Raw genomic sequence first — 23831 nt, 5'->3', positions numbered from 1 at the left:
CCGTTGCTCCGAGTCCCCCTCGGCATGGAAGTCCCTCAGGGCGAGATACACACCTTGATCACATTCAACATCAGTCAGTGGCGCGCCTGGGCGCCCGGCCTCCAGTCGGCTGCGCATTGGCAGCAGTGGAGCCATGGCGAACGCGCGATCGATGCCGGCGAGGCGTCGCCGGATGTCTCGTTCCTGCCCGCCATGCAGCGCCGCCGCCTCAGCCGCCTGGCGCGCATGGCCTTCGCCGTGGGCTGGCCGCTGGCCGAAGGCCTCGCGCCACTGCCCTTGGTGTTCGTTTCCCGGCATGGCGAAACCCCACGCACCCTGGAGATCCTCAGCGACCTTGCGGCCGCCCAGCCCTTGTCGCCGACCCAGTTCAGCCTTTCGGTACACAACGCCGTCATCGGCCTGTGGTCGATCATGCGTGGTGAAACCGCCGAGATGACGGCCATCGCCGCCGAAGGCGACGGTTTCGAACACGCCGTGGTGGAAGCGGCCGGCCTGCTCCACGATGGCGCCCCGGCGGTGCTGCTGATCGTCGCCGAGGAACACCCGCCTGCTGCCTACAGCCCCTGGATCACCGACGTGCCTTGCGACTATGCCCTCGGCCTGCTGTTGACCCCCGGCGACCAATGGCGCCTGTCCCTGGAGGGCGACAAGGCCGCTCCGGCCAGCGAACCCCATGCCTTGAGCTGGCTGCGCAACCTGCTCGCCAACCGTTCGACCTTTACCCACACCCTGAAGGACCGCACATGGAACTGGCAACGCAAGACCTGAGCCGCTCGCGCCGCGACGCCTGGCTCTGGCGCCTGCTGGCCACCGCCTTGAGCTTCCTGCTGTTCGGCCTCGGCGGCTTGTGCCTGCGCCTGCTGGTCTTTCCCCTGCTGGCCTGCCTGCCCGGCGATCGCCTGCGCCACCGGCAACGGGCAAGGCACACCATCAGCTGGCTGTTCTGGCGCTTCATCCGCTTCATGGCCGCCTGCGGCGTGCTCACCTACGAAGTGCGGGGTGCCGAGCGCCTGGGCCGTCCGGGGCAGATGATCATCGCCAACCATCCGTCGCTGATCGACGTGGTGTTTCTGATCGGTCTGGTCCGCCAGAGCAACTGCGTGGTCAAGCAGAGCCTGTTCGGCAACCCGTTCACCCGCGGCCCGGTGAGTTCGGCGCAGTACATAAGCAACGACGGCAGCATGGACATGCTCGATGCCGCCGTGGCCTCCCTGCAGAGCGGTCAGACCCTGGTGATATTCCCCGAAGGCACCCGCACCGACCCGGGCCAGGCCCCGTCCTTCCACCGCGGCGCAGCGGCCATCGCCCTGCGCGGCGCGCGGGTGATCACCCCGGTGACCATCACGGTCAACCCGACCACCCTGACCAAGTGCGAGCCCTGGTACCGCATCCCGGACCGCCGCGTGCACTTCACCCTGCGCGTCGGCGCCGACATCGACCCACAGGTCTTCGCCAGCCAGGGCCCGGCCCCGCAGGCCTCGCGCAAACTCAACGACCACTTGCACCAGTACTTCATCAAGGAGCTCGCCGCAGATGAGCAATCCCCAACTCAACCATGACATCAAGGACCTGATCATCGAGGCCCTGGGCCTGGAAGATATCAGCGCGGACGATATCGGCGACGAGCAGACCCTGTTCGGCGAAGGCCTGGGCCTCGACTCGGTGGACGCCCTGGAGCTCGGCCTGGCGATCCAGAAACGCTACGGCATCAAGATCGACGCCGACGCCAAGGACACCCGCTCGCACTTCACCAACGTGGCGACCCTCGCCGCCTTCGTTACCGCCAAACAGGCTGCCTGAGACACGTACCATGCAAACCCGCGAAGACATCTTCAACACCCTGCGCGACGCCCTGGTCGAACTGTTCGAACTGGACGCCGGGCGCGTCACCCTCGACGCCAACCTCTATGAAGACCTGGAAATCGACAGCATCGACGCGGTCGACCTGATCGATCACATCAAGCGCCAGACCGGCAAGAAAATCGCCGCCGACGAATTCAAGGCCGTGCGTACCGTCAACGACGTGGTCGAAGCGGTGTTCCGCCTGGTCAACACCGCGGCATGAAACGCCTGGTCGGGCTCGGGCTGGTCGTGGCCGGCCTGGGGTACCCGTTCGCAGTGCACTTCGGCATGGCGCATTTCGCGCCCTGGCAGTTCGGCCTGCTGCTGGGCAGCCTGTGGCTGGCCCGCGCCCTGACCCAGCCGCACAATCCCGGCGGCCGTTGGATGGCCCTGGTGGCCATCGCCTTCTGCGCGCTGCTGGCGGTGCTGGACGATCCCGCGCTGCTGCGCTGGTACCCGGTGCTGATCAGCGCCTTCATGCTGGCCCTGTTCGGCGCCAGTCTGAAATTCGGCCCACCGGTGGCCGAACGCCTGGCTCGGCTGAGCGACCCGGACCTACCGGAAAAGGCCGTGCGCTACACACGCCAGGTAACCCAAGTGTGGAGCGGCTTTTTCCTGGTCAACGGCCTGGTCGCCGCCGCCCTGACCCTGTGGGCGCCGCTGGCCTGGTGGACCCTTTACAACGGCCTGATCGCCTACTGCGCGATGGGCCTGCTGTTCGCCATCGAATGGCTGGTTAGACAACGCGTGCGAGGACGCTCATGAAATGGATAAACCTTGAGCAGATGCTGTGGCCGACCGAGGGCGCACGCCTGGTCAGCCACGCCCCGGCGCTGGATCATCGGCAACTGGCCGGGCAGGCCCTGCAACTGGCCGCCGGCCTGCAGGCACGCGGGGTAAAGCGCCTGGCGGTCTATCTGGAAGATGCCGCCGAACTGGCCGTGGCCCTGCTCGGCGCCTGGCGTGCCGGCGTCGAGGTACTGTTGCCCGCCGACCTGCAAGCCCAGACCCGCCAGCGCTGGAACGCCGAAGTGGACCTGTGGCTGAGCGAGCAGGACCAACGCCCCGCCGAGCTGTTCGCCGCCGCCCTGGTCCCGGCCGACCTGGACCTCGACACCTGCCGCCTGAGCCTGTGCACCTCCGGCTCCAGCGGTGCGCCCAAGCGTATCGACAAGTGCCTGCGCCAGCTCGCCAACGAGGTCAACAACCTTGAAGCGCTATGGGGCGCCGGGCTGGGCGAGGCCTGCATCATCGGCAGCGTCGCCACCCAGCATATCTACGGCCTGCTGTTCCGCGTGCTGTGGCCGCTGTGCGCCGGACGCAGCTTCGTTCGCCGCCAGTTGCCCTTCCCCGAGGATCTGCAGCGGGCCAGCCGCGAGCACCCGGCGTTCGCCTGGGTCGCCAGCCCGGCGCTGCTCAAGCGCATGGGCGATAACCTCGATTGGCCGGCCCTGAGCACCGTGCGCCAGGTGTTTTCCTCCGGCGGCGAACTGCCCGCCGAGGCCGCCCGCGAACTGCACCAGCGCCTGGGCCAATGGCCGACGGAGATCCTCGGCAGTTCGGAAACCGGCGGCATTGCCTGGCGCCAGGGCGAAAGCCTGTGGCAGCCCTTCGCCGGCATCCGCCTGAGCCAGAACGACGATGGCGCCCTGTGCATCGCGTCGCCGTACCTGCCTGCGGGGCATACCGAGGAAAGCGCCGACGCGGTCAGCTTCGATGGCAATGGCCGCTTCCGCCTGCTCGGCCGCCTTGACCGCATCGTCAAGCTGGAAGAGAAACGCATCGCCCTGCCGATGCTGGAACAGGCGCTGCTCCAGCACCCTTGGGTCGAGGACGCCCGCCTTGGCGTGATCCACGGCAACCGCGCCTCCCTCGGCGCCTTGCTGCAACTCGGCGCCAAGGGCATGCATGCCCTGCGCAACCAGGGCCGCCGGGCGGTGACCGACGCCTTGCGCCAGCACCTCGCCGGCCATTGCGAACCGCTGGCCCTGCCCCGCCGCTGGCGCCTGCTGCGGCAACTGCCCTACACCGCACAGGGCAAGCTGCCGCAAGCGCTGGTCGATAACCTGCTGATGGCGCCGCGCCCGTCGAGGCCGGAGGTGGTCGGCGAACGGCAGGTGGACGGCGAACTGCACCTGGACCTGGTGGTTCCCGCCGACCTCGCCTATTTCAACGGCCACTTTCCCAAAACCCCGGTACTTCCCGGCGTGGTCCAGGTGGACTGGGCCATCGCCCTCGGCCAGCCGCTGCTCGACGCGCCACGGCGCTTCGCCGGCATGGAAGTGCTGAAATTCCAGCAACTGGTGCGCCCCGGTGACCAGGTACTGCTGACCCTGCGTTTCGATGCCGAGCGCAGCAAGCTGTATTTCTCCTACAGCTGCGCCGGCGCGCCCTGCTCCAGCGGGCGGATCATCCTGGAGGCGGGCCAATGATCAAGCCCTGCGCGGTCATCCCGGTCTACAACCACGAGCTGGCAGTGCCTGCGGTGGTCGCCGACCTGCGCGCCGCCGGCCTGCCCTGCGTGCTGGTGGACGACGCCAGCAGCCCGTCCTGCGCGGCGGTACTGCGCCAGCTGGCGCAGCAGCCAGACACCTGGCTGGTGCAACTGCCGGTCAACCAGGGCAAGGGCGGCGCCGTCATGGCCGGCCTGCGCGAGGCAGCGCGGCAGGGGTTCAGCCACGCCTTGCAGGTGGACGCCGACGGCCAGCACGACCTGGCCGATGTCAGCCGCTTCCTCGAACACGCCGGCGCCCATCCCGAGGCGCTGATCTGCGGTTTTCCACAGTACGACGCCAGCGTGCCGAAAGGCCGCCTGTACGCCCGTTACCTGACCCACGTGTGGGTGTGGATCAACAGCCTGTCGCTGAAGATTCCCGATTCCATGTGCGGCTTCCGCGTCTACCCGCTGCCGCCGGTGCTGGCCCTGATCGACAGCGTGAACCTCGGCAAGCGCATGGACTTCGACCCCGAGGTGCTGGTGCGTCTGTCGTGGCGCAACCAGCCGATGCGCTGGCTGCCGACCAAGGTGCATTACCCGCAGGACGGCCTCTCGCATTTCCGCCTGTTCCACGACAATGCGCTGATCTCGAAGATGCACACCAAGCTGTTCTTCGGCATGTTGCTGCGCGCCCCGGCGATCCTCTGGCGGCGGCTGACGGCATGAACCAGCAGGAAAAACACTGGGCGGCCCACGAAGAACGCGGCAGCTTCCTGCTGATGAAGCTCACCGCCTTCGGCGTCAGGCTGCTCGGCCGCCGGCTGCTGAGCCCGGTGCTGTACGGCATCGTCCTGTACTTCTTCCTTTTCGGCCGGCGTGCCCGCGAGGCGGCGCGGACCTACCAGCACAACCTCGCCGAGTGGAGCGGCCAGCCAGCGTTGCGCCCCACCACCGCTCGCGTGTTCGGCCAGTTCATGGCCTTCGCCGACGCGCTGCTGGACAAGCTCGATGTGTGGAACGGCAGGCTCGGCCTGGACCGGATCGAGATCAACGACCCCGGCCAACTGCACGGCCAGTTGCGCGCCGAGCGCGGTCAGATGCTGGTGGGCGCGCACCTGGGCAACCTCGAAGTGTGCCGGGCCCTGGCCGAAATGGGCCAGCAGGTGACCATGAACGTGCTGGTCCATACCCGCCACGCCGAGCGCTTCAACCGCCTGCTGGGCGAGGCCGGGGCCACGCACCTGCGCCTGATCCAGGTCAGCGAGCTGGACCCGGCGACCATGCTCCAGCTCAGCCAGCGCCTGGAGCGCGGCGAATGGCTGGCGATCGCCGGCGACCGCGTACCGCTGCATGGCGGGCGCACCGTGACCGTGGACTTTCTCGGTCATCCGGCGAAGTTCCCGCAAGGCCCGTGGCTGCTGGCCGGGCTGCTCAAATGCCCGGTCAACCTGCTGTTCTGCCTGAAACGCCAGGGCCGCTACCAGGTAACCCTCGAACCCTTCGCCGCCGCCGTGGAATGGCGCCGCAGCCAGCGCGACCAGGTGATCGCCGAACATGCCGCGCGCTACGCCGAGCGGCTCGGCCATTACTGCCTGCAAGCCCCGCAGCAATGGTTCAACTTCTACCCCTTCTGGAAGACCGATGACGATGCAACCGCGTGAGTCCGTTACCTTCGGCGAGTCGCCGCTCTCGATCGAAGCCATCCATGCCCTGGCCCACGGCAAGGCCGCAACCCGCCTGCAGGACGATGCCGACTACCGCGCGCGCATCGCCCGGGGTGCGCAGTTCCTCGATACGCTGCTGGACAAGGAAGGGGTGATCTACGGGGTGACCACCGGCTACGGCGACTCCTGCGTGGTCGCGGTGCCGCTGGAGCATGTCGAGGCGCTGCCCAGGCACTTGTTCACCTTCCACGGTTGCGGCCTGGGCCGGGTCTTCGACGCTCCGTCCACCCGCGCCCTGCTGGCGGCGCGCTTGCAGTCGCTGTGCCACGGGGTGTCCGGGGTGCGGGTCGAGTTGCTGGAGCGCCTGCATGCCTTTATCGCCCACGACATCCTGCCGGTGGTTCCGGAAGAAGGCTCGGTGGGCGCCAGCGGTGACCTGACGCCGCTGTCCTACGTGGCCGCGACCCTGTCCGGCGAACGCGAAGTGCTGTATCGCGGCGAACGCCGCCTGTCCGCCGACGTACACCGCGAGCTGGGCTGGGCGCCGCTGGTGCTGCGGCCGAAGGAAGCCCTGGCATTGATGAACGGCACCGCCGTAATGACCGGCCTGGCCTGCCTGGCCTGGACCCGCGCCGACTATCTGCTCAAGCTCGCCACGCGGATCACCGCGCTCAACGTGGTTGCCCTGCAAGGCAACCCGGAGCACTTCGACGAGCGCCTGTTCGCTGCCAAGCCGCACCCGGGCCAGACCCAGGTTGCCGCCTGGCTGCGCCAGGACCTGGCGATCGACGCGCCGACCGCGCCCCTGCACCGCCTGCAGGACCGCTACTCGCTGCGCTGCGCGCCGCACGTGCTCGGGGTACTGGCCGACAGCCTGGGCTGGCTGCGCGGTTTCATCGAGACCGAACTGAACAGCGCCAACGACAACCCGATCATCGACGGCGATGCCGAGCGCGTCCTGCATGGTGGCCACTTCTACGGCGGTCATATCGCCTTTGCCATGGACAGCCTGAAGAACCTGGTGGCCAACGTTGCCGACCTGCTCGACCGCCAGCTCGCCCTGCTGGTGGACGTGCGCTACAACCACGGCCTGCCGAGCAACCTGTCCGGCGCCCCGGCCGACCGCGCCATGATCAATCATGGCTTCAAGGCCGTGCAGATCGGCGCCAGCGCCTGGACCGCCGAGGCCCTGAAAAATACCCTGCCGGCCAGCGTGTTCTCGCGCTCCACCGAATGCCACAACCAGGACAAGGTCAGCATGGGCACCATTGCCGCCCGCGATGCCCTGCGCGTACTGGAGCTTACCGAACAGGTCGCCGCCGCCACCCTGCTGGCCGCCAACCAGGGCGTCTGGCTGCGCGGCCGCGAAGCGGATGCCCGGCCCCTGCCGCCGGCGCTGGACGCCATGCACCGCGCCCTGCTCGACGACTTCGCCCCGGTGATCGAGGACCGCGCCCTGGAAAGCGACCTGCGCCACTGCCTGCAACGCATCGCCCAGCAACACTGGAGGCTCCATGCGTAGTCAGGGTGTTCTCCACGTCGATAGCGAAGTGCTGGTGCCGTTCTTCGATGTCGACAGCATGCTGGTGGTCTGGCACGGGCACTACGTGAAGTACCTGGAAGTGGCGCGCTGCGCCCTGCTCGATCATCTGGGCCATAACTACGTGCAGATGCAGGACTCCGGCTACGCCTGGCCGGTGATCGACCTGCAACTGCGCTACATGCGCGGCGCCACCTTCGGCCAGCGCCTGAAGGTGCGGGCCAGCCTGGTGGAGTGGGAAAACCGCCTGAAGATCAACTACCTGATCAGCGACGCCGTCACCGGCGAGCGCATGACCCGGGCCAGCACGGTGCAGGTGGCCGTGCATATCGCCAGCCGCGAGATGCAGCTGGCCTCGCCGCAGGTGATGCTCGACGCCGTGCAGAAGGTGCTGCCATGAAACGCAACCGCCTGCTGCTGGCCCTCGGCCTGATGCTGTGCTGCGGCCTGGCCCATGCCTTCGGCCTGGAAGACCTGCGCAAGCAGTTGAGCGAGCCGGAGGTGATCAAGGGCCCGTTCATCCAGGAAAAGCACCTGCGCGCACTGCCCCAGCCGCTGGTCAGCACTGGCCAGTTCGTGCTGGCCCGCGACCACGGCCTGCTGTGGTTGCTGCAAAGCCCGCTGAAACAGGATTACCGCCTCAATGCCTCCGGCATAGCCCGTCGCGATGCCGCCGGCTGGCAGGTCATCCCCACGCGCACGGCCGGCACCGAGCAGAACAAGCTGTTCTTTGCGGTGCTGCAGGGCGACAGCAGCGGCCTGGAGCGCGACTTCGAACTGGCCCTGCAAGGCGACGCCAGGGCCTGGCAACTGCGCCTGACCCCGCGTTCGCTGGTGCTCAAGCAGATCTTTACCGGCATCGAGATCCACGGCGGCCAGTTCGTCGACCGTATCGAGCTGCTGGAAACCCAGGGCGACAGCACCGTGCTGCGCATGCCGTCCAGCACCAGCACTACGCTGACCGACGCGGAGCGCCACGACCTTGTCGATTGAGCGCCTGCTGCCGCGTCTGTTCCTGTTCTTGCTGGTCGGGGTCATGGCCCTGGCCAGCTGGCAGTGGACGCGCGGCCCGGCCTTGTCGGCGGACCTGATGACCCTGGTCCCGGGTGCCACCGAAGACCCGCTGGTCAAGCGCGCAGAGCAGCGCATGCAGGAGCCGCTGAACCGCGAAATGCTGGTGCTGGTGGGGCATGCCGAGCGCGATAAGGCCATCGTAATGGCCGAGCAGTTGGGCAAGGAATGGCAAGCCAGCGGCCTGTTCGAAAAGGTCCAATGGAGCCTGCAAACCGACCTGCAGGCGGTACGCGAACAACTGCTGCAAGGCCGTCTGGCGATGCTCGCCAAGGCCGACCGCGATAGCCTGGTCGAGACCCCCGACGCCTTTATCCAGCAACGCCTGCAAAGCCTGTTCGATCCCTTCGCCGGTTTCAGCCTGGTGTCCAGCCAGGACGATTGGCTGGGCCTGACCGGGCGCATCCAGAACAGCCAGCCGCGCCCCGCGTCCGTCGAACTGGATACCGCCAGCGGCGTGCTGCTGGCCAAGGCCGACGACAGATACTGGGTGCTGCTGCGCGCCCGCACCGAGGGCAATGCCTTCGACATGAAGCTGCCGTTGCGGGTCGCCGAGCTGTTGCAGCAGTCCCGTGACCAGGCCGCCGCGCAGGGCGCGCAACTGCTCGCGGCCAGCGGCCTGCTCTACGCCGCCGACGGCCAGCGCCAGGCCAGCCGGGAAATGACCTGGATCGGCGGCGGCGCGACGCTCGGCATCCTGCTCCTGCTGTTGCTCACCTTCCGCAGGTTCCGCGTGCTGCTGGCCTTCGTCCCGGTGCTGGTGGGCATGCTGTTCGGCGCCACCGCCTGCATCGCCCTGTTCGGCCAGATGCATGTAATGACCCTGGTGCTGGGCTCCAGCCTGATTGGCGTGGCGGTGGACTACCCGCTGCATTTCCTCTCGAAAAGCTGGAGCCTGCGCCCGTGGAACACCTGGCAGGCGGTGCGCAAGACCCTGCCGGGCCTGAGCCTGAGCCTGGCCACCAGCTGCATCGGCTACCTGGCCCTGGGCTTCACACCATTCCCGGCCCTGACCCAGATCGCCGCGTTCTCCGCCGCCGGGCTGATCGGCGCCTACCTGGGGTCGGTGTGCCTGCTGCCGGCGCTGTTGAAGAATATCGACCTGCAACCGGCGCAATGGCCGCTGCGTATCGCCGAAACCCTGGTGGACCTGCGCCTGCGCTTGCTGCGCCGGGTGCCGACGCCGGTGCTGGGCGTGCTGCTCCTGGCCTTCTGTGCCGGCGGCCTGTGGCACCTGGAAAACCGCAACGATATCCGCCAGTGGGTCAGCAACTCGCCGGTACTGCTGGACGAGGCCAAGGCGGTGGCGCGGATCACCGGTTACCAGCCCACCAGCCAGTTCTACCTGGTGCGTGGCACTGACGAAACGCAGTTGCTGGAGCGCCTTGCCAGCCTCGGCCAGCGCCTCGATGCCCAGGTCGCCAGTGGTCAGCTCAAGGGCTACATGGCGCTCAACCAGTTGCTCGCCAGCAGTGCCGAGCAGGCCCGCTTGCGCCAGGCGCTGGAGGCCCTGCCGCAACACTGGCAGCCGCTGCTGGCGAGCGGTGTCCCGGAGGCAACGCTGCAAGCCGAGCTGACCCGCCTGCGCGCCCTGCCGGTGCTCGATATAGACCAGGTCCTGGCCGGCCCGCTGGGCGAGGCCTGGCGCTCGCTGTGGCTGGGCAAGGACGCAGCGGGCGTCGCCGCCGTGGTCAGCCTGCAAGGCGCAAGCGATCCGGCTGTGCTGCGTCAACAAAGCGAAGGCCTCGACGGTGTACAACTGGTGGACCGCCTCGGCGAGCTGAACCGGCTGTTCGCCGCGACCCAGGTCAGCGCGGCGGAATTGAAGCTGCTGTCCTGCGTGCTGATCGTGGTGCTGCTGGTGTTGCCCTTCGGTTTCGGCGCCGCCGCGCGCATCGTCGCCCTGCCCCTGCTGGCGGCGCTGTGCAGCCTGGCCAGCCTCGGCTGGCTAGGCCAGCCCCTGACCCTGTTCAGCCTGTTCGGCCTGCTGCTGGTCACGGCCATCAGCGTCGATTACGCGATCCTCATGCACGAACAGATCGGCGGCGCGGCGGTAAGCCTGCTCGGCACCCTGCTGGCGGCGACCACCACCTGGCTGTCGTTCGGCCTGCTGGCAGCTTCGAGTACGCCTGCCGTGAGCAATTTCGGCCTGGCCGTGAGCCTCGGCCTGGCCTTCAGCTTTGCCCTGGCCCCCTGGGCCGCGCCGCGCCACATGGAGAAGTCGGCATGAGTGTCATGCTGTTCTGGGCCCTGGCCCTGTCGTTGTTCCTGATCGCCGGCGAAATCGGCCGGCGCCTGGGCCTGATCAGCATCGTCAGCCACCTGCTGCTGGCGACCCTCGGCCTGCCGCTGCTGATGCTGTTGTGGGTCGAGCCGCACTGGCAGCTCAGCGGCGCGCAACTGATCGCGCCGGCCTGGCTGAAGACCCTGTACGGCCTGAGCTTCGCCCTGTTGCTGGGGCATATCCTGTCCGATGTCGTCGAGCTGAAACTCGACCGCCAGAGCCTGAAGATCGCCCTGCCCAGTTTCCTCGTGCCCTTCGCCTGCGGCCTGGGCTGCGGTTTCCTGTTGCTGCCGGAGCAGCCCTGGCTGACATCCCTGGCGTTGGGCCTGGTGTTCGCCATTACCGCCGTGCCGGTGCTCTACCTGTACCTGCGCAATATCGGCTATCCACCCGCGGCCACCCGGCGCCTGATGCAGGTGGCGATCGGCATCGATGTGCTGTGCTGGCTGCTGTTCGGCCTGGGCAAGGGCAGCCTGGATCCGCTGAGCCTGGCCTGGCCGCTGCTGGCCGCCTGCGCACCGCTGCCGCTGTACCTGCTGGGGCTGCGCCGCCCGTGGCTGTTCGGCCTGGCGTTTCTCGCCCTGCTGTTCGTCGCCGAGCACTACAAGCTCAACGCGCTGATCCTGGGCATTGGCTACATGGCCTGCCTGGCCTGGCTCAAGCTGCCGCTGCGCCTGCCACTGCCGGCGGCGTGGATCGAACGCCTGCAACAGGGCGTGGCGATCCCGCTGATCCTCACCTTCGGCATCGTCCAGATCGACTTCGGCCACCTGCTGCAGTCCCTCGACCTGCTGCAACTGGGCGCGCTGGTGCTGCTGCCGATCCTCAGCAAGATGGCCGGCAACTGGCTGGGCCTGCGCTGGGCCAGCCTGTCGTTCCCCGGCGCCAGCCGCTGGCGGGAAAACCTGCTGCTGAACATTCGCGGCCTGAGCGAAATCGTCTTCCTCAATCTTCTGCTGCAACACCAGCTGATCAGCCCGGCGCTGTACTTCGCCCTGATGCTGATGAGCCTGATCGCCACCCTGATGCCCGCCATCGCCGGGCTGCACCGTCTTCCAGTTCTCAACGTTTCAACGGCAAGGAGGCCCCATGCCCGCCAGTGATGTACAACAACGCCAGGTCCTGATCATCGGCGCCGGCCCGTCCGGCGCTATCGCCGCCGCGCTGCTCAAGCGCAAGGGCCATGATGTGCTGATCATCGAGCGCCAGCTGTTCCCGCGCTTCTCCATCGGCGAGAGCCTGTTGTCGCACTGCATCGACTTCGTCGAGGAAGCCGGCATGCTGCCCGCCCTCGAAGCGGCGGGCTTCCAGTACAAGAACGGCGCGGCCTTCGCCTGGGGCGAGGAATACAGCGCCTTCGACTTCGGCCAGACGTTCAGCAAGGGCCGGCCGAGCACCTTCCAGGTCCAGCGCGCGCGCTTCGACAAGCTGCTGGCCGACGAAGCCGCGGCCCAGGGCGTGGAGATCCGCTACGAAGAGGAAATCATCGCTGCCGACTTCGAGCGTGAACGCCCGCAGGTGCGCGTGCGGCGCGAGGATGGCAGCGAGTACCAGGTAGAGGCGCAGTTCGTCCTCGATGCCAGCGGCTATGGCCGGGTGCTGCCGCGCCTGCTGGACCTGGAGGCACCGTCGAGCTTCCCGGTACGCCAGGCGGTGTTCACCCATATCGAGGACCGCATCGACCATCCGCACTTCGACCGCAACAAGATCCTCATCACCACCCACCCGGAACATCGGGACATCTGGTTCTGGACCATCCCCTTCAGCGATGGCCGCTGCTCCCTCGGCGTGGTCGCCGCAGCCGAACATTACGCCGACGCGCCGCAGGACCTGGATGCCTGCCTGAAAGGCTTCGTCGCGCAAACCCCGAGCCTGGCGAAGGTGCTGGCCAAGGCGGTGTGGGACACGCCAGCGCGGACCATCGGCGGCTATTCGGCCAATGTGAAAACCCTGCACGGCCCGGGCTTCGCCTTGCTCGGCAACGCGGCGGAATTCCTTGACCCGGTGTTCTCCTCGGGCGTGACCATCGCCATGCGTTCGTCGAGCATGGCCGCCGCCGTGCTCGACCGTCAGCTCAAGGGCGAAGCGGTGGACTGGGAGCACGAGTTCGCCACCCCGCTCAAGCGTGGCGTGGACACCTTCCGCGCCTATGTCGAAGGCTGGTACAACGGCAGCTTCCAGGACGTGATCTATCATCCCGGGTCCTCGCCCGAGATCCGCGCCATGATCGCCTCGATCCTCGCCGGCTATGCCTGGGACGAACGCAACCCCTTCGTCAGCGAACCCAAGCGGCGCCTGCGCATGCTCGCGGAAATCTGCGCGAGGGAAGAGGCATGAGCGAGCAGCGCTTTTTCAGCGAAACCTATGTCGAGGAAACGAAGTTCGGCTTCTGGTTCCTGCGCAGCCATACCTGGCAGCATCATGTACTGCGCGTGGCGATCAACGACCTGCGCCGCCTGTTCGATGGCGAGCCGCCGCAAGCGCCGGTGCTGCTCGATGTCGGTTGCGGCCAGGGGCGCTCGTTCAAGCATCTGCAGCAGGTATTCCGGCCGGGCAAGCTGCTCGGCACCGATGCCGACCCGCACAGCCTGGAACTGAGCGGTGCCGAGGCGGTGAACCTGGGGCTGAAGGTGGAACTGAAGGGCAGCGACTGCGCCAACCTGCAATTCCCCGACGCCAGCATCGATATGCTGTTCTGCCACCAGACCTTCCACCACCTGGTAGAGCAGGAAAAGGCCCTGGCCGAGTTCTGGCGGGTGCTCAAGCCCGGCGGCTACCTGCTGTTCGCCGAATCCACCGAGGCCTATATCGATACCTGGGTGATCCGCTGGCTGTTCCGCCATCCGATGCATGTGCAGAAGAGCGCGGAAGGCTACCTGCAGATGCTGCGCGAGCAAGGCTTTGAGTTCGGCGAGAAGAATGTCTCGTACCCGTACCTGTGGTGGAGCCGCTCCAGCGACTTCGGCCTGCTCGAACGCTTCGGCCTGCGCAAGCCGCCACCGCCGGGCCAGCGCGAGGAAACCCTGGTCAACGTGGTGGCACGCAAGCCCCTGGATGCGGCATGAAAAGGCTGTTGCTGCTGGTCGCCTGCCTGATCCTGGCCGCCTGCGCGGTGCGCCCGCCGCTGCCGCAGCAGTTGCCGCCGCTGAAGCTGCCGATGACCCTGCATGTGCAGCGCGAACAGGCCGATCAGCGCCAGGACTGGTTGCTGGTGATCCAGCGCGAGGACCAGCGCCTGCGCTGGTCGATGATGGATCTGCTGGGCATTCCCCAGGCCCGCCAGCTGCTGGAGAACGGCGAATGGCAGGCCGACGGCCTGCTGCCACCGAACCCGGCGGCCCGCGAGCTGTTCGCCGCGCTGCTGTTCGCCTTGACCCCGGCCGAGCGCCTGGCGGCGCTTTATCCGGCGGCGCAGCAGCAGGATAATCAGCGCTGGCTTGGCGAGCGCTGGCATGTCAGCTACCGACAGGCCGACGACTTCACCTTGAACATGCAGCAAGGCCTGCGTTATCTAGTCACCCCCTGCCCGGCGAGAACGCTCCATGACCGCTTACCTCAACGCCCTGGGCCTGGTCTGTGCCCTTGGACGCGATCAGGCCGAAGTCGCCCGCCGCCTGTTCGCCGGTGACTGCTCCGGCATGCGTGAGGCCGACGGCTGGGTGCCGGACAAGCGCGTGGTGGTCGGCGCCGTGACCGGCGAGCTGAGCCCGCTGCCGGGCGAGAGCCGCAACAACCAGTTGCTGCACGAGGCCGCCCTGCAGATCGAAGCCCCGTTGCGCGCCGCCGTCGAGCGCTTCGGCCCGCAGCGGGTCGGCGTGGTCCTGGGCACCAGCACCTCGGGCATCGAGGAAGCCAGCCAGGGCATCGCCGAGTACCTGCGCGAGGGCCGGTTCCCGCCCGGGTACGACTATGCCCAGCAGGAACTCAGCGCCCCGGCGGTGTTCCTCGCCAACTGGCTGCGGGTCAGCGGCCCGGCCTACGTGATCTCCACCGCCTGCACCTCTGGCGCCCGCGCCCTGCTCAGCGCCCGCCGCCTGCTCGACCTGGGCCTGTGCGACGCGGTGGTGTGCGGCGGCGTGGACAGCCTGTGCAAGCTGACCCTCAACGGCTTCACCGCCCTCGAAGCGATGAGCGGCGAGCGCTGCAACCCGTTCTCGGTGAACCGCAGCGGGATCAATATCGGCGAGGGCGCGGCGTTGTTCCTGATGACCCGCGAGGCGAATGCCGAGGGCGGCAACATCGCCCTGCTCGGCGCCGGCGCCAGCTCCGACGCCTACCATATTTCCGCGCCGGAGCCCGCAGGCAAGGGCGCCCTGGCGGCCATGCAGAAGGCCTTGGACAGCGCCGGTCTGAAGCCCGCGCAGATCGATTACCTGAACCTCCACGGCACCGCCACCCGGCACAACGACGCCATGGAAAGCCTGGCGGTCAACGGTTTGTTCGGCGCCCGGCTCGCCTGTTCGTCGAGCAAGGCCATGACCGGCCACACCCTCGGCGCCGCCGGTGCCCTGGAAGCGGCGCTCTGCTGGCTGAGCCTGGCCCACGGCCAGTTGCCTCCGCACCTGTGGGACGGCCAGCAGGATCCCGAGCTGGCGCCCCTGAACCTGATCGGCCCCGGCCAGCGCTTGCACGCCGGCGGCCCGCACCATCTGATGAGCAATTCGTTCGCCTTCGGTGGCAACAACATCAGCCTGATTCTCGGAGACACCCCATGATTGCCTGGCCATTGGCCGAACTCCTGCCCCATGCCGGCGACATGATCCTGATCGACGGGATCGAGTCGTTCGACGAGGAGCAGATCCACGCCCACCTGACCGTGCGCCCCGGCGGCCTGTTCAACCGCGAGGACGGCAGCCTGCCGGCCTGGGTCGGCATCGAGCTGATGGCCCAGACCGTGGCCGCCTATGCCGGCTGCCGCGCGCGCCAGCAGGGCAAGCCGGTGGAGCTGGGCTTTTTGCTCGGCACGCGCAAGTTCGAATGCGCTGTCGAGCATTTCCCCGTGGGCGCAGAACTGCGCATCCATGCCCTGCGCTCGCTGGAAGACGACAACGGCATGGGCGTGTTCGAGTGCCATCTGTACGGACCGGGGCTGCACGCCACGGCCCGCCTGAATGTTTTCCGTCCGCCGGAGGTCGCGCAGTACCTGGCCGAAGCGGGCGATGAGGAGTCCCGACATGAGTGAGACCATCCTGGTCACCGGTTCCAGCCGCGGTATCGGCCGGGCCATCGCCCTGCGCCTGGCCCGCGCCGGCTTCGACCTGGTGCTGCATTGCCGTGGCGGCCGTACCGAAGCCGAGGCCGTCGCCGATGAAGTGCGTGGCCTGGGCCGGCAGGCCCGGGTCCTGCAGTTCGATGTGGCCGACCGCGCCGCCTGCGCCGCGATCCTCGGCGACGATGTGGAAACCCACGGCGCCTACTACGGCGTGGTGTGCAACGCCGGCCTGACCCGCGACGGCGCCTTCCCGGCCCTGACCGAGGAAGACTGGGACCAGGTGCTGCGTACCAACCTCGACGGTTTCTACAACGTCCTGCACCCGGTGATGATGCCGATGATCCGCCGCCGCGCGCCGGGTCGCATCGTCTGCATCACCTCGGTGTCGGGGCTGATCGGCAACCGCGGCCAGGTCAACTACAGCGCCTCCAAGGCCGGGGTGATCGGCGCCGCCAAGGCCCTCGCCATCGAACTGGGCAAGCGCAGGATCACGGTCAATTGCGTCGCTCCCGGACTGATCGACACCGCCATGCTCGACGAGCACGTACCGGTCGAGGAGCTGCTGAAGATGATCCCGGCCCAGCGCATGGGCACGCCGGAAGAGGTCGCCGGTGCGGTGAACTTCCTGATGTCCGCCGAGGCTTCGTACATCACCCGCCAGGTCCTGGCCGTCAACGGAGGCCTGTGCTGATGAAACGCGTGGTCGTCACCGGCATGGCCGGCATCACCTCCCTGGGCAGCGACTGGGCCACGATCTCGGGCAATTTCGCCGCCAACCGCAGCGGGATCCGGCGGATGGACGAATGGAACCGCTTCGAAGAGCTCAATACCCGCCTGGCCGGGCCGGTGGATGATTTCGCCGTGCCGTCCGGCTGGACCCGCAAGCAGCTGCGCAGCATGGGCCGGGTCTCGCGGCTGGCGGTGGCGGCGTCGCAGAATGCGCTGCTGGACGCCGGGCTGCTCGATGATCCGTTAATCCGCGACGGGCGCATGGGCGTGGCCTGCGGCTCGTCCACCGGCAGCACCGACGAGATCAAGGCGTTCGGCAACATGCTGCTGAACTCGGTGGCCGAAGGGCTCAATGCCAATTCCTACGTGCGCATGATGCCGCATACCACCGCCGCCAACATCAGCATCTTCTTCGGCCTGACAGGGCGCCTGATCCCGACGTCCAGTGCCTGCACCAGCGGCAGCCAGGGCATCGGCTACGCCTACGAGGCGATCAAGTTCGGCCGCCTGCCGATGATGCTCGCCGGCGGCGCCGAGGAACTGTGCCCCACCGAGGCCATGGTGTTCGATGCGCTATACGCCACCAGCCTGAAGAACGACACCCCGCACAAGACCCCCAGCCCCTACGACAGCGGCCGTGACGGCCTGGTGATCGGCGAAGGCGCCGGCATGCTGGTGCTCGAAGAACTGGGGCACGCCCTGGCCCGGGGCGCGCGCATCCATGCCGAGATCGTCGGCTTCGGCAGCAACGCCGACGGCCAGCACACCACCCGTCCCGAGCAGGCGACCATGCGCCGGGCCATGGAGCTTGCGCTGGAGGATGCCGACCTGGCCCCGCACGCCATCGGCTACGTCAACGGCCATGGCACCGCCACCGAGCAGGGCGATATCGCCGAGACCCTGGCCACCAGCGCCCTGTTCGGCGCGCGGATGCCAATCAGTTCGCAGAAAAGTTTCCTCGGCCACACCCTGGGCGCTTGCGGCGCGCTGGAAGCCTGGTTCAGCATTGAAATGATGAACAGCGACCGCTACGTGCACACCCTCAACCTCGACAACATCGATCCACGCTGTGGCGAGCTGGACTACCTGTGCGGCGAGTTCCGCAGCATCAGCAACCAATACGTCATGAGCAACAACTTCGCCTTCGGCGGGGTCAACACGTCGTTGATTTTCCGCCGCTGGGCCTGAAACCGACTGGAGAGAAAGGAATGTCTTCAATGATTCGCGCGGCCCTGCTGGGCCTGGTACTGGCTTTCGTCGCTGGCTGCACGTCCAAACCGGTGATGGTGCCCAAGGAACTGCTGGTGGTCGGCCACGCCTATACGGACGAGGAAATCCAGCGGGCCATCGTCAAGGCCTCGGCCGAGCGCGGCTGGACCGTACGCAGTACCAGCCCGGGCCTGGTCCAGGCCGATATCACCGTGCGCAACACCTTCTTCGCTGCCGTGGATATCCGCTACAGCCTGAGCAACTTCCGCATCGAGTACCGCGACAGCCGCAACCTCGGCTACAACGACGGCAAGATCCACCGAAACTACAACCGCTGGGTCTACAACCTCGATAAAAGCATCATGCGCGAACTGCAACGCATCGAGTCCGATCGCATGGTGCAGCGCGCCCTCAACGAACAACGCTCCACCACTTATTAATCAAGGAAAGACACCATGCGCTTGAAAACCTGGACCGCCACCACCGCCCTGCTGCTGTGCGCCTTGCCGGGCATCAGCCAGGCCCGGGATACCGCACTGTTCCTGCCGTTCGAGAAGGTGGTTCAACAGATGACCGCCGAGAAGAAGCTCGATGGTTCGGTGAAGTTCTATTTGGCCGGTGTACAACCGCGCGGCAAGGTCAGCGTCATCAGCCCGAATGCGACCACCAACAAGAAAACCAACGCCTTCAACAAAAGCGATGAAGCCGCTTGCGAATGGGCCCTGCAATCGGCCCTGCTGACCATGCAAGACGCGGCCAAGAAGGTGGGCGCCAACGCCGTCACCAATATCGCCAGCTACTACAAGAAGAACGAGCGCAAGGACGCCAGCACCTACGAATGCCACGCCGGGGCCGTTATTGCCGGTGTTGCGCTGAAAGGCGATCTGGCGAAGGTCGACTGATCCCGCTCAGCCCTTGCGCGTGAGCAGCTCGACGAAGGCGCCCGCCATCGCCGAGCCCTGCTCGCGCCGCTGCACCAGCCACACCGCCGTGACCGCATCGGCATCCAGCAGCGTGCGATAGACCACCCCGTCGATACGCATGCGCTGGAACGATGCCGGCAGCACCGACACCCCCAATCCCGCCGAGACCAGACCGATGATGGTCATCACCTCCGCCGCCTCCTGGGCGAAATGCGGGGTGAATCCGGCTTGCCGCGCCAGGCTCAACAGTTGGGCATGCAGGCCGCTGCCATAGCTGCGCGGGAAGAACACGAAGGGCTCGTTGGCCAGGGCCTTGAGCTCAAGGCCCTGTTCCGAACCCTCGACCAGCGGGTGGTCGGCATTGAGCACCGCCACCAGCGGCTCGCGGAACAGCTCCGTCGCCACCAATGATTCCGGTAGCGCCAGGGGCCGCATCAGGCCGACCTCGATGCTTTCGTCCAGCAGGGCGTCGGCGACATCGCGGCTGCTCATTTCCTTGAGGTTCAGGTGCACCGCCGGGAAACGCTGGCGGAAGCTGTAGATGGCCTTTGGAATGCTGGAATTGAACGGTGCCGAGGAGGTAAAGCCGATCTTCATCTCGCCCAGCTCACCCAATTGTGCGCGGCGGGCAACGTCGGCAGCCTTGTCCACCTGGGCCAGGACCTGGCGGGCCTCTTCAAGGAACAGGCGCCCAGCTTCACTGAGTGCCACCCGTCGGTTGGTGCGCTCGAACAGGCGCGCCCCCAGCTCCTGTTCCAGGGCCTGGATCTGCTGGCTCAGGGGTGGCTGGGAAATGCCCAGGGCCTGCGCGGCCCGGCCGAAATGCAGCTCTTCGGCGACCGCGATGAAGTAACGCAGATGGCGCAATTCCATGGATGCTCCAATAGGTCGTAGAACCTCTTAAACAGGTCGAACAATATATTGGAAATGATCATTAGCCAGCTATATGCTTTTTTTCAACTGCCCCAGAGGCCGCCCCCGCCGAGGCTCCCGTGAAAACTGCTGTAGCGCCCCACGCCCACGACCTTCCCCCCGAACCTGTGGCCGATATCGCCGCCCCCCTCAAGGACACCTGGATCGAGAAAGGCACGCCGGCCTTCATGCGGACCGTGCTGGCGCTGTTCTGCGGCGGTTTCGCCACCTTCGCCCTGCTCTACTGCGTACAGCCGATGATGCCGCTGCTGTCTCGCGACTTCGCCATCAATGCGGCGCAAAGCAGCCTGGTGCTGTCGGTGTCCACCGGCTTGCTGGCGTTCGGGCTGCTGATCACCGGGCCGATCTCCGACCGTATCGGGCGCAAGCCGGTGATGGTCTTCGCCCTGTTCTGCGCGGCCCTGAGCACCATCGCCAGTGCACTGATGCCGACCTGGGAAGGCGTGCTGGCGATGCGTGCACTGGTGGGCCTGTCGCTCAGCGGCCTGGCGGCGGTAGCGATGACCTACCTGAGCGAGGAAATTCATCCCCAGCACATTGGCCTGGCGATGGGGCTGTACATCGGCGGCAATGCCATTGGCGGAATGAGCGGGCGACTGATTGCCGGGGTGCTGATCGACTTCGTCAGTTGGCATACGGCGATGCTGGTGATCGGTGGCCTGGCCCTGATCGCCGCGGCGCTGTTCTGGAAGGTGCTGCCGGAGTCGCGCAACTTCCGTTCGCGCTCGCTGAACCCGCGCAGCCTGCTCGACGGTTTCGTCCTGCACTTCCGGGACGCCGGCCTGCCCTGGCTGTTTCTCGAAGCCTTCCTGCTGATGGGTGCGTTCGTCACCCTGTTCAACTACATCGGTTACCGCCTGCTGGCCGAGCCGTTCAATATGAGCCAGGCGCTGGTGGGGCTGCTGTCGATCGTCTATCTGTCGGGCATCTACAGCTCGGCGCAAATCGGTGCACTGGCCGACAAGCTGGGTCGGCGCCGGGTGTTCTGGGGCACCATCCTGCTGATGTTCAGCGGCATGCTGCTGACCCTGTTCAGCGCCTTGCCGCTGATCATCGTCGGCATGCTGGTATTCACCTTCGGCTTCTTCGGCGCCCACTCGGTGGCCAGCAGCTGGATCGGCCGCCGGGCATTCAAGGCCAAGGGGCAAGCGTCGTCGCTGTACCTGTTCAGTTACTACGCGGGATCGAGCGTGGCGGGGACGGCGGGTGGGGTGGCCTGGCATTACGCCGGGTGGAACGGGATCGGGGTGTTCATCGGGAGTTTGCTGGTGGTGGCGTTGGGGGTGGCCTTGTATCTGAGCAAGCTGCCACCGAAAGTGGCCTAGATACAGAACCCTGTGGGAGCTGGCTTGCCAGCGATTTGGCCCGGCCTGACAACCTCTTTGTCATTGCCGGCCTCATCGCTGGCAAGCCAGCTCCCACAGGTTATGTGCAACCCTTAAGGGCGCAGATCAGTTCACGATCTCGACGATATCCACATCCACTTCCCGCGACATCAGGTGCTTTTCCACCTCGCCGGTCAGCTTGACCCTGGTCTTGTCATTGAACGCCACGGGCGGCAGGTCTTCGTCGTCGATCTCGACGGTGATGGTGCCGGTGTTGTCCTTGAACTCGTACTTGTCGTCGTTGTTGACCTTCTTGATCACATAGCCGGTCAGCACCACCGGAGTGTCGTCCGCAGCATCGTTGGCGGCGACCACGCTGGTGACGCTCTGCGCACCTGGGCCGGTGTAGCCGGTGCCGGCAGCCAGGGCAGCGGTACTGAACAGGGGGGCGAGGATAAGGGCGAGGTAACGGGTTTTCATGGTTCTGATTCCTTGGCAGGTTTTGATGGGATCAGATTACCCAGGCAGGCTGAATTGAAGCTTAAACCTGATATTTCTGTCAGTTGTGCCTGATTCGAAGCGCATGGCTTGATGATTCCTCCTCCACGAGGACATCGACATGCTCACAAACTCCCTGCGTTACTTCTGCCTGCTCACTGCGCTGTTCCTGCAGATCCCCTGCGCCGTCAGCGCCGATGACCCAGGGCGCAGCGTTGTCCTGCGCCTGCAACAGCGCTTCGACGATATTCGACCGGAATGCAGCGATGGCAGCGCGGCGATCAACTGCAACGGCGTCATCATCCGCGCCATCCGTGACACGTCCAACCCGGCGTTCTGGAACCCCAGCCCGGAAAATGTCGAGCGCAAGGGCGTGTCCTTCTCCTATATCCGCAAGGATGTTGGCAACGAACGGTTGGCGGGCGATTCGGGGTTGATCATGGCCCCGCTGGGCGAGCCGAGCGAGCAGCCGCTGACGGTAAGGTGCGTGTTTCCGCTGAATGCCGCTACTGACAGTCGTATCGAGAGCTGCGGAACCGAGCAGTTCCCGCTGCCGTGTCATTTGAGCGGTGTGGTGGATATCCCGACCTGGCAGGCGCACTTTGCCGAGTACACCGGAACCAAAGCTTGCTACTTCGAGCCAACGGCGCAGTGGTTCCAGTTCAGCATTGAGGTGCGTCAGCACTTTCCGCACCCAGTGCATCGTACGCTTTGGAATGAGGTGGTCATTGCGCCGTGGCCGGAGAACATCCCCGACAAGCTGCCGCTGGAGGCGTTGTATTACAGCGGCGAAGGCTTGGAAAGGGCTCGGCAGATGCAGGACAGCTTCATGGCCGCGACCGGGAAATTCATTCCCATCGTGCAGATCGACCTGACCAGGACGCCGGTGTTCTATTACGAACCGAAGGATCAAAGGGTGCAGCCAAACTAACTGGCGACGCCTAAACCTGAGGGAGCTGGCTTGTCGGACCGCCGAACCGCAGCGATTACGATGGTGGGTTCGCTACCGCAATCGCTGGCAAGCCAGCTCCCACAAAGTCAGCCGTGGTACTGGGCCGACAGTTCATGCACCGCGTTGATGAACACGCCTGCATGCTCCGGATCGACTTCCGGGGTGATGCCGTGGCCCAGGTTGAACACATGACCCGTGCCATGCCCATAGCTGGCGAGGATGCGCGCCACCTCGGCGCGGATGGCTTCAGGCTTGGCGTAGAGCACGGTCGGGTCCATGTTGCCTTGCAGGGCGACCTTGTCACCCACGCGACGGCGGGCGTCGCCGATCTCGCAGGTCCAGTCCAGGCCCAGGGCATCGGCACCGGCCTCGGCGATGCTTTCCAGCCACAGGCCGCCGTTCTTGGTGAAGAGGATCACCGGCACCTTGCGCCCCTCGTGTTCGCGGATCAGGCCGCTGACGATCTTGCGCATGTAGGCCAGGGAGAATTCCTGGTACGCCGCGGCCGAGAGGTTGCCGCCCCAGGTGTCGAAGATCTGCACCGCTTGCGCCCCGGCCAGGATCTGCCCGTTGAGGTAGCTGGTGACCGACTGCGCCAGCTTGTCCAGCAGCAGGTGCATGGCCTGGGGATTGTCGTAGAGCATGGCCTTGGTCTTGCGGAAGTCTTTCGACGAGCCGCCTTCGACCATGTAGGTGGCCAGGGTCCAGGGGCTGCCGGAGAAGCCGATCAGCGGTACGCGGCCATTCAGCTCGCGGCGGATGGTGCTGACCGCGTCCATGACATAGCCGAGGTCCTTCTGCGGATCGGGGATCGGCAGGGCTTCGATGTCGGCCAGGCTGCTGACCACTTTCTTGAAGCGCGGGCCTTCGCCGGTTTCGAAGTACAGGCCCTGGCCCATGGCGTCGGGAATGGTGAGGATGTCGGAGAAGAGGATCGCCGCGTCCAGCGGGTAGCGGTCCAGCGGTTGCAGGGTCACTTCGCAGGCGAATTGCGGGTTCATGCACAGGCTCATGAAATCCCCGGCCTTGGCGCGGCTGGCGCGGTACTCCGGGAGATAGCGGCCGGCCTGGCGCATCATCCACACCGGGGTGACGTCTACAGGTTGCTTGAGCAGCGCGCGCAGGAAACGATCATTCTTCAAGGCAGTCATGTCGGCATCCGGAAAAAAAGTGCGGGCATTTTCTCAGACGCACAAAGAAAAGGCACGGTGC

General features: G+C 66.4%; 27 protein-coding genes. 24 read left to right on the top strand and 3 right to left on the bottom strand.

What is annotated here, in order from left to right:
- Positions 1–24 precede the first annotated feature (24 nt).
- The 22 genes from CSV86_RS27700 to CSV86_RS27595 are packed head-to-tail and all read left to right on the top strand — an operon-like array spanning position 25 to position 18890.
- On the top strand, positions 25–768 hold the full coding sequence (locus tag CSV86_RS27700) for a beta-ketoacyl synthase chain length factor (protein WP_170395191.1): 744 nt from the start codon (positions 25–27) through the stop codon (positions 766–768).
- The gene (locus CSV86_RS27695; RefSeq protein ID WP_009396878.1) at positions 744–1559 is read left to right on the top strand and encodes a lysophospholipid acyltransferase family protein; all 816 of its coding nucleotides are present in this window, start codon (positions 744–746) and stop codon (positions 1557–1559) included. The genes CSV86_RS27700 and CSV86_RS27695 overlap by 25 nt, the downstream gene beginning before the upstream one ends.
- Positions 1534–1800, top strand: a complete 267-nt coding sequence (locus tag CSV86_RS27690; RefSeq protein WP_009396876.1) for a phosphopantetheine-binding protein — start codon at positions 1534–1536, stop codon at positions 1798–1800. Before CSV86_RS27695 ends, CSV86_RS27690 begins: the two co-directional genes overlap by 26 nt.
- 10 nt (positions 1801–1810) lie before the next feature.
- A complete protein-coding gene (locus CSV86_RS27685) occupies positions 1811–2065 on the top strand; it encodes an acyl carrier protein (protein WP_009396874.1) in 255 nt (84 codons plus the stop codon).
- Positions 2062–2607 carry a COG4648 family protein gene (locus CSV86_RS27680; protein ID WP_009396872.1) on the top strand — a complete coding sequence of 182 codons (546 nt, stop codon included), beginning with the start codon at positions 2062–2064 and terminating at the stop codon, positions 2605–2607. The genes CSV86_RS27685 and CSV86_RS27680 overlap by 4 nt, the downstream gene beginning before the upstream one ends.
- On the top strand, positions 2604–4274 hold the full coding sequence (locus CSV86_RS27675; RefSeq protein WP_037059418.1) for an acyl-CoA synthetase family protein: 1671 nt from the start codon (positions 2604–2606) through the stop codon (positions 4272–4274). The genes CSV86_RS27680 and CSV86_RS27675 overlap by 4 nt, the downstream gene beginning before the upstream one ends.
- A complete protein-coding gene (locus CSV86_RS27670) occupies positions 4271–5005 on the top strand; it encodes a glycosyltransferase family 2 protein (RefSeq protein WP_009396868.1) in 735 nt (244 codons plus the stop codon). Before CSV86_RS27675 ends, CSV86_RS27670 begins: the two co-directional genes overlap by 4 nt.
- Entirely contained in the window at positions 5002–5940 is a 939-nt protein-coding gene (locus CSV86_RS27665) for a lysophospholipid acyltransferase family protein (protein WP_009396864.1), read from the top strand. Before CSV86_RS27670 ends, CSV86_RS27665 begins: the two co-directional genes overlap by 4 nt.
- The gene (locus tag CSV86_RS27660; protein ID WP_037059412.1) at positions 5921–7465 is read left to right on the top strand and encodes an HAL/PAL/TAL family ammonia-lyase; all 1545 of its coding nucleotides are present in this window, start codon (positions 5921–5923) and stop codon (positions 7463–7465) included. Before CSV86_RS27665 ends, CSV86_RS27660 begins: the two co-directional genes overlap by 20 nt.
- A complete protein-coding gene (locus CSV86_RS27655) occupies positions 7458–7883 on the top strand; it encodes an acyl-CoA thioesterase (protein WP_009396860.1) in 426 nt (141 codons plus the stop codon). Before CSV86_RS27660 ends, CSV86_RS27655 begins: the two co-directional genes overlap by 8 nt.
- Entirely contained in the window at positions 7880–8476 is a 597-nt protein-coding gene (locus CSV86_RS27650; RefSeq protein ID WP_009396858.1) for an outer membrane lipoprotein carrier protein LolA, read from the top strand. The genes CSV86_RS27655 and CSV86_RS27650 overlap by 4 nt, the downstream gene beginning before the upstream one ends.
- A complete protein-coding gene (locus CSV86_RS27645) occupies positions 8466–10784 on the top strand; it encodes an MMPL family transporter (protein ID WP_009396856.1) in 2319 nt (772 codons plus the stop codon). Before CSV86_RS27650 ends, CSV86_RS27645 begins: the two co-directional genes overlap by 11 nt.
- A complete protein-coding gene (locus CSV86_RS27640; protein WP_009396854.1) occupies positions 10781–11941 on the top strand; it encodes a cation:proton antiporter in 1161 nt (386 codons plus the stop codon). The genes CSV86_RS27645 and CSV86_RS27640 overlap by 4 nt, the downstream gene beginning before the upstream one ends.
- Positions 11928–13175: an NAD(P)/FAD-dependent oxidoreductase gene (locus CSV86_RS27635; RefSeq protein WP_009396852.1), complete on the top strand. Its 1248-nt coding sequence runs from the start codon at positions 11928–11930 to the stop codon at positions 13173–13175. Before CSV86_RS27640 ends, CSV86_RS27635 begins: the two co-directional genes overlap by 14 nt.
- Positions 13172–13903 carry a class I SAM-dependent methyltransferase gene (locus CSV86_RS27630; protein WP_009396850.1) on the top strand — a complete coding sequence of 244 codons (732 nt, stop codon included), beginning with the start codon at positions 13172–13174 and terminating at the stop codon, positions 13901–13903. The genes CSV86_RS27635 and CSV86_RS27630 overlap by 4 nt, the downstream gene beginning before the upstream one ends.
- Complete coding sequence (locus CSV86_RS27625) at positions 13900–14466, top strand: hypothetical protein (RefSeq protein WP_240160618.1); 567 nt, start codon at positions 13900–13902, stop codon at positions 14464–14466. The genes CSV86_RS27630 and CSV86_RS27625 overlap by 4 nt, the downstream gene beginning before the upstream one ends.
- Entirely contained in the window at positions 14381–15553 is a 1173-nt protein-coding gene (locus CSV86_RS27620) for a beta-ketoacyl-[acyl-carrier-protein] synthase family protein (protein WP_009396846.1), read from the top strand. Before CSV86_RS27625 ends, CSV86_RS27620 begins: the two co-directional genes overlap by 86 nt.
- Positions 15550–16020, top strand: coding sequence for a hotdog family protein (locus CSV86_RS27615; protein WP_009396844.1), 471 nt, complete (start codon positions 15550–15552; stop codon positions 16018–16020). The genes CSV86_RS27620 and CSV86_RS27615 overlap by 4 nt, the downstream gene beginning before the upstream one ends.
- Positions 16013–16741 carry a 3-oxoacyl-ACP reductase FabG gene (gene fabG / locus CSV86_RS27610; protein WP_009396842.1) on the top strand — a complete coding sequence of 243 codons (729 nt, stop codon included), beginning with the start codon at positions 16013–16015 and terminating at the stop codon, positions 16739–16741. Before CSV86_RS27615 ends, fabG begins: the two co-directional genes overlap by 8 nt.
- Entirely contained in the window at positions 16741–17967 is a 1227-nt protein-coding gene (locus tag CSV86_RS27605; RefSeq protein WP_009396840.1) for a beta-ketoacyl-ACP synthase, read from the top strand. Before fabG ends, CSV86_RS27605 begins: the two co-directional genes overlap by 1 nt.
- Before the next feature lie 20 nt (positions 17968–17987).
- Positions 17988–18428: a hypothetical protein gene (locus CSV86_RS27600; protein WP_037059408.1), complete on the top strand. Its 441-nt coding sequence runs from the start codon at positions 17988–17990 to the stop codon at positions 18426–18428.
- A gap of 15 nt (positions 18429–18443) precedes the next feature.
- Complete coding sequence (locus CSV86_RS27595) at positions 18444–18890, top strand: hypothetical protein (RefSeq protein ID WP_009396838.1); 447 nt, start codon at positions 18444–18446, stop codon at positions 18888–18890.
- 6 nt (positions 18891–18896) lie between these two features.
- Here CSV86_RS27595 and CSV86_RS27590 read toward each other — a convergent pair whose 3' ends face one another.
- Positions 18897–19784 (bottom strand): LysR family transcriptional regulator, encoded by an 888-nt coding sequence (locus tag CSV86_RS27590; protein WP_009396837.1) that lies wholly within the window; start codon positions 19782–19784, stop codon positions 18897–18899.
- A gap of 167 nt (positions 19785–19951) precedes the next feature.
- Between CSV86_RS27590 and CSV86_RS27585 the strand changes: the two genes are divergently transcribed.
- Entirely contained in the window at positions 19952–21169 is a 1218-nt protein-coding gene (locus CSV86_RS27585; RefSeq protein WP_009396836.1) for an MFS transporter, read from the top strand.
- Positions 21170–21295: 126 nt separating this feature from the next.
- On the opposite strand, the gene CSV86_RS27580 is transcribed toward CSV86_RS27585, so the two are convergent.
- The gene (locus CSV86_RS27580; protein WP_009396835.1) at positions 21296–21649 is read right to left on the bottom strand and encodes a NirD/YgiW/YdeI family stress tolerance protein; all 354 of its coding nucleotides are present in this window, start codon (positions 21647–21649) and stop codon (positions 21296–21298) included.
- A gap of 139 nt (positions 21650–21788) precedes the next feature.
- On the opposite strand from CSV86_RS27580, the gene CSV86_RS27575 reads away from it, so the two are divergent.
- Positions 21789–22598, top strand: a complete 810-nt coding sequence (locus CSV86_RS27575; protein WP_009396834.1) for a hypothetical protein — start codon at positions 21789–21791, stop codon at positions 22596–22598.
- Between the two features lie 107 nt (positions 22599–22705).
- On the opposite strand, the gene hemE is transcribed toward CSV86_RS27575, so the two are convergent.
- Positions 22706–23770 (bottom strand): uroporphyrinogen decarboxylase, encoded by a 1065-nt coding sequence (gene hemE / locus CSV86_RS27570; RefSeq protein ID WP_009396833.1) that lies wholly within the window; start codon positions 23768–23770, stop codon positions 22706–22708.
- Positions 23771–23831: the final 61 nt, after the last annotated feature.

The organism is Pseudomonas bharatica CSV86 (assembly GCF_000319305.2).
GTDB lineage: Bacteria > Pseudomonadota > Gammaproteobacteria > Pseudomonadales > Pseudomonadaceae > Aquipseudomonas > Aquipseudomonas bharatica.
This window is presented reverse-complemented; position numbering and strand designations above follow the sequence as displayed.